The 12,731-nt window shown below is 36.2% G+C and carries 10 protein-coding genes; 7 read left to right on the forward strand and 3 right to left on the reverse strand.

Features of this window, described 5'->3' with window-relative positions:
• Positions 1 to 216: 216 nt before the first annotated feature.
• From lepA to RHOW815_RS03620, 3 genes are all read right to left on the reverse strand, one after another.
• Complete coding sequence (gene lepA / locus RHOW815_RS03610; RefSeq protein ID WP_215216986.1) at positions 217 to 2,025, reverse strand: translation elongation factor 4; 1,809 nt, start codon at positions 2,023 to 2,025, stop codon at positions 217 to 219.
• A gap of 148 nt (positions 2,026 to 2,173) precedes the next feature.
• A complete protein-coding gene (locus RHOW815_RS03615) occupies positions 2,174 to 3,760 on the reverse strand; it encodes an NTP/NDP exchange transporter (protein WP_215216987.1) in 1,587 nt (528 codons plus the stop codon).
• A 294-nt stretch (positions 3,761 to 4,054) separates the two neighbouring features.
• Positions 4,055 to 4,603 (reverse strand): hypothetical protein, encoded by a 549-nt coding sequence (locus RHOW815_RS03620; RefSeq protein WP_215216988.1) that lies wholly within the window; start codon positions 4,601 to 4,603, stop codon positions 4,055 to 4,057.
• Positions 4,604 to 5,222: 619 nt separating this feature from the next.
• Here RHOW815_RS03620 and RHOW815_RS03625 point away from each other — a divergent pair.
• The 7 genes from RHOW815_RS03625 to RHOW815_RS03655 form a co-directional block, all read left to right on the forward strand.
• Positions 5,223 to 6,104 carry a metal ABC transporter solute-binding protein, Zn/Mn family gene (locus RHOW815_RS03625; protein ID WP_220017540.1) on the forward strand — a complete coding sequence of 294 codons (882 nt, stop codon included), beginning with the start codon at positions 5,223 to 5,225 and terminating at the stop codon, positions 6,102 to 6,104.
• Positions 6,105 to 6,112: 8 nt separating this feature from the next.
• Positions 6,113 to 6,880, forward strand: a complete 768-nt coding sequence (locus RHOW815_RS03630; RefSeq protein ID WP_215216990.1) for a metal ABC transporter ATP-binding protein — start codon at positions 6,113 to 6,115, stop codon at positions 6,878 to 6,880.
• Positions 6,877 to 8,205: a metal ABC transporter permease gene (locus RHOW815_RS03635; protein ID WP_245397505.1), complete on the forward strand. Its 1,329-nt coding sequence runs from the start codon at positions 6,877 to 6,879 to the stop codon at positions 8,203 to 8,205. Before RHOW815_RS03630 ends, RHOW815_RS03635 begins: the two co-directional genes overlap by 4 nt.
• Positions 8,202 to 9,194, forward strand: coding sequence for a metal ABC transporter permease (locus RHOW815_RS03640; protein WP_215216991.1), 993 nt, complete (start codon positions 8,202 to 8,204; stop codon positions 9,192 to 9,194). The genes RHOW815_RS03635 and RHOW815_RS03640 overlap by 4 nt, the downstream gene beginning before the upstream one ends.
• 7 nt (positions 9,195 to 9,201) lie before the next feature.
• Positions 9,202 to 10,344, forward strand: a complete 1,143-nt coding sequence (dxr, locus tag RHOW815_RS03645) for a 1-deoxy-D-xylulose-5-phosphate reductoisomerase (RefSeq protein WP_215216992.1) — start codon at positions 9,202 to 9,204, stop codon at positions 10,342 to 10,344.
• 19 nt (positions 10,345 to 10,363) lie between these two features.
• The gene (locus tag RHOW815_RS03650) at positions 10,364 to 12,316 is read left to right on the forward strand and encodes a site-2 protease family protein (RefSeq protein ID WP_215216993.1); all 1,953 of its coding nucleotides are present in this window, start codon (positions 10,364 to 10,366) and stop codon (positions 12,314 to 12,316) included.
• A gap of 180 nt (positions 12,317 to 12,496) precedes the next feature.
• On the forward strand, positions 12,497 to 12,731 hold a 235-nt coding region (locus RHOW815_RS03655; RefSeq protein ID WP_215216994.1), incomplete at its 3' end, for a helix-turn-helix domain-containing protein.

Raw genomic sequence — 12,731 nt, forward strand, 5'->3', positions numbered from 1 at the left:
GGAAGCTCTTAAGGGAAAAGACGGTATACAATCGATATTACGAAACGTCGGTGACTTTTTTTCAGGCAATTAGAGGATTCTTCTTAGAAGAGATACCGAAAATAACAGATATTTTGAAATGTAGGATAAACGACAAGTTTCAAGTCGTTGACTTGAACCCCATTAAGCTAGCCGTTTGAATCGGCACTAATATATATCTGAGTATTTTTTATCAAACTAATTACTAGCTTTAAGTACTTCCATAAAAGCAGACTGAGGGATATTCACCTTGCCAATTTCTTTCATTTTCTTTTTACCTTCCTTCTGCTTTTCCCATAATTTGCGTTTACGCGTGATGTCTCCACCGTAGCATTTAGCAGTGACGTTTTTAGTCAATGCGCGGATGGTTTCACGGGCTACAATTTTCCCTCCAATAGCAGCTTGGATTGGCACTTTAAATTGTTGCATGGGGATTACATCGACTAGTTTTTTACAGATAGCTCTTCCTTTAGCTTCAGCTTTTGTGCGGTGAACAAGACAGGAAAAAGCATCCACAGGCTCTTCGTTAACGCGAATCTCTAATTTTACCATATCGCTGATCTCATATTTTTCAAACTCGTAGTCGAAAGAACCATAGCCTCGAGTAACCGATTTCAGTTTATCATTAAAATCGATGATAATTTCATTTAAGGGGAATCTATAAGTTAATAGTAGCCTCTTTGCATCGATTGTTTCTGTTTTAGTGAGCTCTCCGCGTTTATCCATTCCTAAACTCATAATAGCACCTAAGTATTCAGAATGAGTCATGATATGACAAATTACCCAAGGCTCTTCAATGTATTCAATAAAAGTAGGATCGGGATAATGTGCCACATTATCAATCAGCAGATTTTTACCATCGGTTAGGGTAAATTTATAGACAACACTGGGAGCTGTTGTGATGATGTCTAAGAGAAACTCTCTTTGAAGTCTTTCAAAAATGATTTCCAAATGTAGAAGACCTAAGAATCCGCAGCGGAAACCGAATCCTAAAGCCATACTGCTTTCTTGTTCTACATGCAGAGCAGAGTCATTGAGCTGGAGTTTGAAAAGAGCGTCTCTTAGCATTTCAAAATCGGAAGAATCAACTGGATAAATACCTGCAAAAACAACAGGGAAAATCATCTTAAATCCAGGTAAAGGATCAATAGCTGGTTTGCGAGAAGAAGTGATAGTATCACCGATTTTCACATCGGCTGTATTTTTAATATTTGCTAGAAGATATCCCACTTCTCCAGGCCTTAATACATCAACTGGTTTTTCTTTCGGTGAAAAAACACCTACTTCTAGAACTTCAAAGACCTTGTCTGTAACCATCATTTTAATTAGGGTTTTATTATGAATCTCTCCACTCATGACGCGTATATAGACGGTAACCCCGCGATATGGGTCGTAGTGAGAATCAAAAACCAGTGCACGAAGGGTATCGTTTAAAGGTTCGGAGGGGGGGGGGATAAAAATAAGGATTTGTTCTAAAATATCTTTAATTCCTATTCCGGTTTTAGCAGAACATAAAATGGCATGAGATGTATCCAAACCAATGACATCTTCAATTTGCTGTTTTACTCCTTCTACATCAGCAGAGGGAAGGTCTATCTTATTGATTACAGGAAGAATTTCTAAGTTGCGTTCAATGGCTAAATGCACATTTGCTAAGCTCTGAGCTTGTACACCTTGTGCTGCATCAACGACAAGTAAAGCTCCTTCACAAGCAGAAAGAGAACGAGATACTTCGTAGGAAAAGTCTACGTGCCCTGGAGTGTCTATGAAATTCATTTGATAAATTTTATCGTCATCTGCTCGGTAATACATCGTAACAGGATGTGCTTTAATCGTAATCCCGCGCTCTCTTTCTAGGTCCATATCATCTAAAACTTGATCTTGCATTTCACGAGCGGAAATGGTACCGGTAATTTCTAATAATCTATCTGCAATCGTGGATTTTCCATGATCGATATGCGCAATAATAGAAAAATTGCGAATCTGTTTGCGATTGTATGTAAACATGAAGGTCCTAAAGAATTAAAGTCGATGCTATTCTACTAATTTTGGCTAAAGTGCTCAATATCAATTATTGCATTTGTCTTCAAATAAAAAACCCCTTTTCCGTATGGACAGAAAAAGGGTTTTTATCAAAGAGTAAAAGGAAAAAACTTTAGCTAGTAGTTACCTCTTGCTCTACATTTGATTTAACGGCTGCTTCTGTTGAAATGGATTCAGCTGCAAGTTTGGCTTGCTCATCTTTCTCAGCACTTAGTTTGGTAAATTGCTTACCAAGAGAGTTTGCTGCAAATATCCAACCAAGGATAATCACTAACAAGATACCACCAATATAAGGAGTAACAGCTCCTAAAGAACCAAAGGTTACTATTAACCCTTGTTGTATAAGCGATCCACCAGATTTACCTAATCTAGCTCCTACAACGTCAATAGCAGCTTTTCCTTTAACCTTTGATTCTTGATCAAGGGGGATATAAGCCATTTCTTTTGTAGGATCGAATAAGGAGTACTTAGCGGATTTACTCATGATGTTTTGAGCAGTACCAAATATCACAGCTAGCATTAGAGGTGTTGTTCCCAGAAGAGCAATCATGCCTGCTAAAGAATCGCGAAAAATCACGAATGAGAAGAAACCCACTCCTGTAACCAATAGAACAATCGGAGTAATCAAAGCACCGACTTTCCAACCAAAACGACGAGTTACATTACCTCCGACAAATAACATCATAAAGATGGTTATAGCTCCTGTAATTGTAGAGAATTGTCCCATAAAGGCTTGATAGTCATTGCCATTAGGATATTGGAGCTTTAATTGTCCTTTCCAGGTTACCTCTACCAAATTGATCGCAATTCCATAGGCAATTACTAAAACGGCAATGCAGCCAATGTATTTAGAACGAGTTAGGAATAAAAAGCTCTCTTTAAGAGACATTTTGGGTTTTTCTTTCTTTACACGGCGAAGTTCGTTAGGATCGTAAAATCTGCTATCTGTTAAGACATTCTTGTCGATCCATCTATAAATTGCCATAATGATAAGACCTGAAAGGCATACCATACCAACCATGTAATTTATGGTAATTCCCCATGCATCAATTCCCGCAGCAAGCCCTTTTTGCATTTTTGAGAAGTAAATAATAGCAGGACCAGAAAAGAGCATGGCTACGTTTGCTCCTAACCCAAATAAAGTATAAAAACGTTTAGACTCAGACACTTTGGTAATGTCATTAGCAAAACCCCAGAAAAGTAAGGATATAGCTACGCTTCCCCATAATTCTGCCATCACATAGAAAAGGGAGAAGGTCCAATTTCTAAGCATGGAAATCATTCCGCTAAACCCTTGAGGAAGGATTGTTTGTAGCTTGTCGGCTAGATCATTAGGATGGAAAAATTCACGGTTTGGATAAAATACGAGAGCAAATAAAGCAAAGTACCCAATGAAGAGAGAGATCGTGGAGTAAAAAAGCTTTTGTTTGCTAAAGATATTACTCAATTTAGAATAAACGATCATGAAAAGCACAGCCATAGGCAAAACTGCCCATACCTTTAAAAAAGGAAGGGTTTCAGCACCAGAACCTGGGGCTGTAACAATTAGAGCATCTTTAGTATCTCGCAAAATTGTGTAGTTGAAGTTAATGAAGAAGAAGAGAAAGAACATGGGGAGTAACTTTTTCAGCTCGAAATTATGCACGGGCCAAAGAAAGGATCTCCATTTTCCAAATTCTGTTTTTTTTGTTTCTGACATATAATATAATCCTTTAGACAAGATTCAAACAATTTTTTTTGTAAATTGAAGTCGATTGCGATAGGCTTAAAAATATTTTAAGCGAATAATGTTTGACATTTCAAATCTACGATATAACTAATCAATTATACCACAAATTTATTTCTTTTCAAGGGTAATTTATGGAATGTTAAGAGTTTATTTATTCAGGTAAATGGTTTTTTTAATTTTAAAACATTGATAATGAGATAAATAAGAAAAACACCTGCTTTTTTAAGTTATTAAAAAGCCAACAAACAGGTGTTTTTAGATAAATTACTTGTTGCCTTGCATAGCAGAGAGAATATCCATTAGAGAAGCATTAGTAGGTGGATTTTGTTGAGTATTTAAGGACTCTACATAGGCATTCCACAAATCAGGCTCCACTCGAGAATGACGAATAGAAGCAATTAATTCTCTTTTACAAGTTGCTAAAGATTTTTTAGGGGCTAAAATGGAAACCATTTCTTTATCTCCAGCTAAACGAGCAATATTGAGCATTCTTTCAATTTGATTACGGGTAAAGGTGAGCTGATCGCGACGTTTGCGAGAGCCTCTAGCAGCGCGTTGTTTAGGAGGGACAGTAGCAGGTCTTTCTGAATTAATAATATATTTTTCGAGCATAGAACCCAGTTCATGAGGTTGGCGCGTTTTCATTTTTCTTAAAGTAAAATGATGCATATAACCACCTGATGTCATCGGTAAATACTTGCAGAGGTCATTCTCTTTTCTTCCATTGACTTTTTTAATTGCTTTTGCGATAATTTCTTCAATTTCTTTTAAATTTTTTGTTTTATGCTCGACTATGTCTTCTTTATGGCTCATAAGAGGCGTCCCTTTTTGTTGCAAATTGTTTTCCTTTGAGTCTTTGGATTAAACTAAATTGTTTCTTTATTTTCAATCTTAATTTTACAGATAACTAATACAGTTATGAATTTATCTTTTTTAAATGCTTAAGATTCTCTATATGACTTTTAAATTTCAAAGCAATTTCCTTTGATTTTATGACAAGGTTCTTTTTTTGCAATAATTATTTGTATCTTACAAAAAATCTTTAAAAAGATTTAGTCTATTCAGAATTTTTTAAAATTCCGCTTAATTTTTAAGACAGATGTTTGCTAATTTATTCCCATTCAATTTGAAAACAAAGTCATTTATATATTCTAAGGGCATATTGCTAATATCGCTTAGCTTTTTAGTTTTGCATTTGAATTTTGGAATGAAAGGGTTTAGGATTACTCCGTGTTTAGAAATAATTACGGGTTTACTAATCTGACAATAATTGATAAAATGACTTTTTTTAAAAAGTTAGAGCTTGGTCTAAATGATTAATAAGTGGATAAGAATAGTGGGATCTTTTCTTTCTATAGCATGTTTAAGCGGTCTTTTTCTGCTATCTTGTTGTAGTAAAACGAGGGTATCGTCAAATCTATTTAATCAATGGATGCAATCTAGTGATAAAATTAAAGTGTTATCTACTGTAGCTATGATAGATGATATTGTAAGACAAATTGGACAAGAAAAAGTTTTACACATGTCTCTTATTTCAGGTCAAATAGATCCTCATAGTTACGAAATGGTCAAAGGAGATGATGAAAAACTCCGGATGGCAACTATTGTGTTTTATAATGGTTTGGGTTTGGAACATGGAGCTAGTTTAAGTAATCATTTATTGAATCATAAAAATGCCATTGCTTTAGGAGATGTAGTAGCTCGCCTAGTTCCAAAAGAAATTATTTATATAGACAGGACAGTTGATCCCCATATCTGGATGGATATTTCATTATGGAGTCTAATCATAGATCCCATCGTACAAGAATTCTCTAGATTAGACCCTGAATCGGCAGAATTTTATAAGAATAACGGAAAAAATCTTTTAGAAGCGATGCAAAGAATGGACAAAAAGATTTACCATGCAATGCATGAAATCCCTTCATCTCAACGCTATCTTGTTACAAGTCATGATGCATTTAATTATTTTACGCGAGCTTATTTAGCAAATCCTGATGAAGAGTATTGGCAAAGCCGAGTAAATGCACCGGAGGGTTTAGCTCCAGATGGACAATTAAGCTCAAGCGATATCCAATACATTGTAAATTTTTTATTAGAAAAGCATATCCGGACGGTTTTCCCTGAGTCCAGTGTTAATCGAGATGCATTGAACAAGATCATTCACGATTGCCAGAAAAAAGGACTCAAGGTCCATATGGCCAGTTCTTCTCTTTATAGCGATTCAATGGGAGGAAAAGATAGCGGGGCCAGTAATTACTTGGATATGATGTGGTATAATACAAGTACAATTCTTTCAGAATGGGAAAAAAACTAAGGGCTTACATGCAAAATGCTATTGAGGTAGAAAATATTACTGTGACTTATGGAAAAATAGCGGTTCTTTGGGACATTAATTTAACTATTCCAAAAGGCAAACTCGTGGGAATTATTGGGCCTAATGGAGCAGGAAAAAGCACTCTTTTAAAGGCTATGTTAGAAATGGTTGATGTGTTATCGGGTACCATTACTTTTTTGGATCAGCCTTTTAAAAAATCTCGTAAGAAAATTGCCTATGTACCCCAACGCTCTTCTGTAGATTGGGATTTTCCTATTACAGCTTTTGAGCTTGTTTTGATGGGTAGATATAACAAGATAGGATATTTGAAATGGCCTAAAGCAGCGGATAGAGAAGCTACAAAAAAGGCATTGGGCCTAGTAGGGATGCTCTCTTTTGCAAATAGACAGATTAGCCAATTGTCAGGAGGACAACAACAAAGGCTATTTATTGCTCGAGCTCTTATGCAAGAAGCAGAATTTTATTTAATGGATGAGCCTTTTGCAGGAGTTGATATAGCAACAGAGAAAGCTATTGTGGTTTTGATGAATAAGCTCAGGGAACAAGGAAAAACTCTACTTGTTGTGCATCATGATTTATCAACGGTAAAAACCTATTTTGATTGGGTCATTTTATTAAATACATGTTTGATTGCAAATGGTCCTGTGCAGGAGGTTTTTTGTTCTGATATGATTATGCGTACTTTTGGAAGATCACATGTTTTATTAGATGAGGCGGCTCATTTAACACAAAATAAGACCACAGGGATATCGTGATTTTATCTTCTGTGTGGCAGTTTTTTTCCGATCCTGTTTTACAAGCACCAACAATAGCTAGCATGCTGATGTGTTTGTCAAGTGCTATTGTAGGAGTCATTGTTCTTATGCGCAAGCGCTCTTTGTTAGGAGAGGCTCTATCCCATGCGGCTTATCCAGGGGTTATTTTATCTTTGCTCTTTTTATCCACTTTTTTCCCTGGACAATACGATTTGGTTTCCTTAAGCGTTTTAGTCGGAGGGTTTATTTCTGCTTGTATAGGTTTATGGTTTCTCGAAAAGATGCAGAAATTAACTAGAGTAAAAGATGATGGAGCCCTGTGCTTTATTCTTTCTTCTTTTTTTGGAATAGGAGTTTTATTTGCAAGTCGTATGCAAACGACAAATGTCATTTATTATAAAATGGCACAAATGTTTCTATATGGACAAGTAGCTACTATGACTCAGTCCCATATTTGGATTTATGCAGGGTTAACTTTGGTTGTTATAGCTATTATCTTGCTTTGCTACCGACCTATTATTCTTGTTTTGTTTGACCGGGATTTTTCAAGGGTTTTAAATACTTCTGTACGATTGATTGAAACGATATTATTTTTCCTTCTTGTCTTAGCGATTGTCATTGGGATTCGAAGTGTAGGTGTTGTTTTGATGTCCGGTATGTTGATTGCACCCTCTGTTGCTGCACGTCAATGGAGCAATCGATTAAGTAAGATATTTATTTTATCTGCTATTTTTGGAGCTGTTAGTGGATTTTTAGGTAATTACTTATCTTTTGAAGTACCTAAATGGTTTGGTAATGAGAGGTTTTCTTTTCCAACAGGACCTATGATTCTATTAGTAGCTATATTTTTAGCTTTTTTCTCCTTACTTTTTAGCCCTACAAGAGGTTTTGCATTTCGCTTATGGCGAATTGCTAGATTTCGATGGAATTGCAAGGAAGAAAACCTGCTTAAATTGCTGTGGAAGTTGCAGCTTCAAGAAGGGTTGTCCAAAAAAGAGATACAAGCAAAATCTAGTTTGTCCTATGTTCATACCACTCTTCTTCTTGGATACCTTAAGCAACAAGGATGGCTAAAAAAAATAGATTTTAAGTATAATTTAACTAGCGATGGGGTCCAAAGAGCAGCAAGGGTTATACGTTTGCATAGACTGTGGGAGGCATATTTAGTTTATTTAGGACAGGGTATAGAGAAAGTACATCGAAGTGCGGAAGGGATGGAGCATATCATCAGCCCAGAGATAGAAGCTCAGCTTACAGAGCTTTTAAATGATCCTAAACAAGATCCTCATTCGCAGCCCATTCCAGCAAGGGAAACAACATTATGAATCCCTATTTTGCTAAAGATTTTTTTTCTTTTTTTGCAATATTTATACAACGCTTATTTCTCTTTTTTAGCGGACAGCTCTCTATGGCAGAAATAGTATCCGATGAATTACAGATCTTTGTATTAAGCTTAATCTCTTGTACAAGCGCAATTGTGGGAAGTTTGCTCGTCTTAAAGAAAAGCACTATGTTAGCAAATAGTTTATCTCATACGGTTTTATTAGGGATTAGTGTGGCTTATTTAATGGTGGCCTTTTTCTCTCAACAACAAACCCAGGTTGTCATTGGGGTTTATGTTTTATTATTAGCAGCTTTTATCACAGCTATACTTACAACTGTACTTACACAATTTCTCATTCATTCTTTAAGATTGCAAGAAGATGCAAGTATTGGGCTTATATTTACTCTTTTTTTTGCCTTAGGTGTGACAATTGTAACTATGTATACAAAGAGCACACATTTAGGAATAGAAGCTGTCATGGGTAATGTAGATGCTCTGCATCTAGATGATTTAAAACTTATTTCTTGGGTTGTTTTATTAGATATATTTGTAGTAGGGATCTTTTTCAAAGAATTTAAAATGGTTATTTTTGATCCTTGCTTTGCAACGGTTTTAGGAGTAAGGCCTTCTCTATTTCATTATCTGTTAATGGGTTTAACTGCGGCTACTGTGATTGGAGCGTTTCGTGCTGTGGGGGTTTTATTGGTGTTAAGCTTGCTTGTCGGCCCTGTTCTCATTGCACGGATTTTTACAAAACGCTTAAAGCCCATGATCTTCTACTCTTGTATGATTGGATCTTTTTCTTCTCTATTAAGTGTAGCTATGGCCAGACATTTACTCTCTGTGCATGATATGTCCTTATCTACAGCTGGCCTTGTTGTATTTGTGATCACGGTTATTTATTCTGCTTCTTTATTGTTTATTAAAATAAAAAGATCCGTCACTCTCTCTAGATTAGCTAAACAAAAAAAATACTTAGAATTAAGATGAGTACTGTATGAAGCAAAAAAATGTAGTTATTTTAGGCAGTACCGGCTCCATTGGAACCCAAACTTTAGATGTCATTGATCATCTTAAACCTGAGGGTTTCAAGCCAATTGCATTAGCTGCTCATTCTCAAATTGATCTTTTGGAACAACAAGCACATAAATGGCAGCCACAGATCATTGCAGTTTATGATCAGAAAAAAGCATTTGAACTACAAAAACGCCTGCCCCAACAAAAAATTGTTACAGGTATAGAAGGATTAAAAGAGGTAGCCTCCCTTCAAGAAGCTGATATCGTTGTATCCGCTATGTCTGGAAGTGTAGGGATAGAGCCTACTTTAAGCGCTCTAAAGGTGGCAAAAAACGTAGCTTTAGCTAATAAAGAAGTTCTAGTAGCTGCAGGGGAACTCATCATGCGTACTGCGAAAGAACATGGAGCTTCTGTCCTTCCCATCGATAGTGAACATAGCGCTTTATTTCAGTGCTTAGAAGGAAAAGATCATAAGTCTGTGAGAAGATTGCTTTTAACCGCATCTGGTGGACCTTTTTTAGGCTATTCTCGCGATAAGCTCTGTCAAGTCACGCTAAAAGAAGCCCTTATGCATCCTACTTGGCAGATGGGGGTAAAAAATACTATTGATTCCTCAACTTTAATGAATAAAGGTTTAGAATTGATCGAAGCGCATTTTTTATTTGGTATTACATCTGAAAACATAGAGATTGTTATTCATCCGCAGAGTGTCATTCATAGTATGGTTGAGTTCATTGATGGTTCGATGTTGGCTCAAATGTCAGCTCCTACTATGTTAGTTCCTATTCAATACGCACTGAGCCATCCTAAACGTTATCCAGGCCTAATTGAGCGGTTTGATTATACAAATTTTTCCAAACTGGAGTTTTTGGCGCCGAATCCTAGTTTTAAATGTATAAATCTTTGTTATTACGCATTAAAGCAAGGAGGAACAACCCCTTGTTATTTAAATGCTGTGAATGAAATATTAGTGGAAAGATTTGTAAAAGGCGAAATTCTTTGGATAGATATTTCAGATAGATTAGAAAAACTATTAATGAAGTATCGACCAGAGAGAGAGCTAACTTTGGAAAAAATTCTAGAAACAGATAGACTTGGTCGTCTACATGCAAACTCTGTTTAAAAAGGTATAGGCATATATTATGATATTTAGCGTGATCTATTTTATTTTAGCAGCTTTTGGACTTGGTCTTATCGTATTTATTCATGAGTTTGGTCATTATTGGATGGCTCGAAAAGAAGGAATGAAAGTAGAAGTTTTTTCTATTGGATTTGGTAGTCCCATTTGCGATTGGCAATACCAGGGTGTGAAATGGCAGTTGTGCTGGCTCCCCTTTGGAGGATATGTACGAATTGCAGGAATGGAAAAAGAAGGAACTTTAGAGCCTTATCAAATCCCTAATAGTTTTTACGCAAAAAAACCTTGGGCACGAATTAAAGTCGCTTTTATGGGGCCTTTGATAAACGCTGTTTTTGCTTTATTCATATTTTGTATCTTATGGCTCTCTGGAGGAAGGCAAGATTCCTTTTCAGATCATACGCAAATTGTAGGTTGGGTTGATTCTGATTTAGAAGCTTGCTTTTCAGAGATCTATCCCGGGGATCGTATTACGCAAATTAACAATAAGCCTTTATCACAATTTAGACAGCTCTATGCGTATGTCGCTCTAGAAGAACAAGCCCCTAAGATTCAAGGGACCCAAATCAATTATCTAGATCAAAAACAACACCCTTTTACTCTAATTTGCAACGATACAAATCAACTAAAAGGAATAGAGAGAAGCAGATTGATTATGCAAGCTGTGCAACCTGCTAACTTTTTGATCTATTCTCAAAGCATAGGCGCTGTGAATTCAAGTATTCCTGCAGGATCTCCCATGGAAAATAGCGGGATCCAAAATAAAGATCGCATTGTGTGGGTAGATGGAGAGATTGTTTTCTCAAGGCAGCAATTAGTATCTACAATTAATCAAAAAAAAGCCTTGCTTACAATTAAAAGAGGTTCTGAGGTTTTTCTAACAAGAGTTCCTCGCTTAAGAGTTTCCGATTTACGGATAAATACATCTCAAAAAGATGAGATTAGCGATTGGCAAAACGAAGCTAAAATACAAGGCAAGCTAAATGATCTGTATTTTATTCCCTATCAAATCACCTCGGATTGCAAGGTAGATCACTTAATTTCCTTTTTCAATAATGATTCTCAAGAACAGATGCATGAATTAAAAAAAGGATCTTTTTTAGAAGTGCCTTTAGAAGCAAATGATCAAATCATAGCTGTTGATGGGGTAAGAATTCATTCAGGATATGAATTGCTAAACCAACTACAAACTCACTTAGTACAAATAGTTGTCTCTCGAGATAGCCAAGCGCTCGAGACTCTTTCTTGGAAAACAGCCGATAAAGCATTTATCGATCAAGTAGATTGGCGTGGACTTGGAAAGATTGTTCATTCCATTGGAACAGATGAGTTAATAAAAACAGTTGAAAATCTACATTTACTCAAACCAGTACAGCCTAAGCCATTTAATCAATTACCTTTGCCAGAATCTATCAAGATGTTTCATACGCATCAATTGCAAGAACAACGTAAGATGATTGATGCCATTGAAGATCCTAAGATTAAAGATCAAGCCTTAAAAACATGGCAAGATCAACAAAAAGAGCTTAGATTAGGTGTAAGTTTAGCTGATTGTAAAGTAAATTATAATCCTTCTCCTTTAGCGCTTTTTTCCAGCGCCTTTCAAGAAATGGGTAAAACAATAACGGCTCTTATGACTGGAATTTTAACCCCAAAGGCTCTAACAGGTCCAATTGGAATCGTAGAAATCATGCATACAAGTTGGGCTGAAGGAAGCAAAGAAGCTCTTTTTTGGCTGGGGATGATTAGTTTGAATTTAGGCGTTTTAAACCTGCTGCCTATTCCAATATTAGACGGAGGTCATATCTGTTTTTCTGTTTGGGAGTGGATGACTAAAAAACCGATCAAGGCAAAAACCATGCAGAAGCTGGTTATTCCCTTTGTCGTATTTTTAGTTACTCTCTTTATTTATCTTACCTATCAAGATCTCTCTCGGATTATAAAAAGGTTCTTGTAGATTGAAGGACACTTTTAAAAAAAAGTGTCTCTTTTAATCACTTAGCTTCAGAAGAAGGTAAAAGCATTCGATCACCCCATAGAGAGGGATAGTGAAAGGCAGGTTTGGGTTTATCATTTATATATTGGTTCCGATTCAATCGTATAAAAAAATATTTTGTTTTGTGTTAAGCTATTGAGCATGAAAAAACTGACCCCTAGCCAGAGAGCTGACTTAGAACACAAGTTAAAGCATCCAAAAGACTATTCTGAACGGAATAGGCTTTGTGTAATTTTGGGCTATGATGAGGGTATCTCAACAAAAAATCTTGCTAAAGCACTTCGGATAAGCCCTATCACTGTTCAGGAATACCTCAGAGAATATGATTCCGAAAATAAAACTGGAAGTAGCCCTCGAGGCGGTAGCAAATCAAAAC

The sequence above is a fragment of the Candidatus Rhabdochlamydia sp. W815 genome (assembly GCF_018642185.1).
GTDB lineage: Bacteria > Chlamydiota > Chlamydiia > Chlamydiales > Rhabdochlamydiaceae > Rhabdochlamydia > Rhabdochlamydia oedothoracis.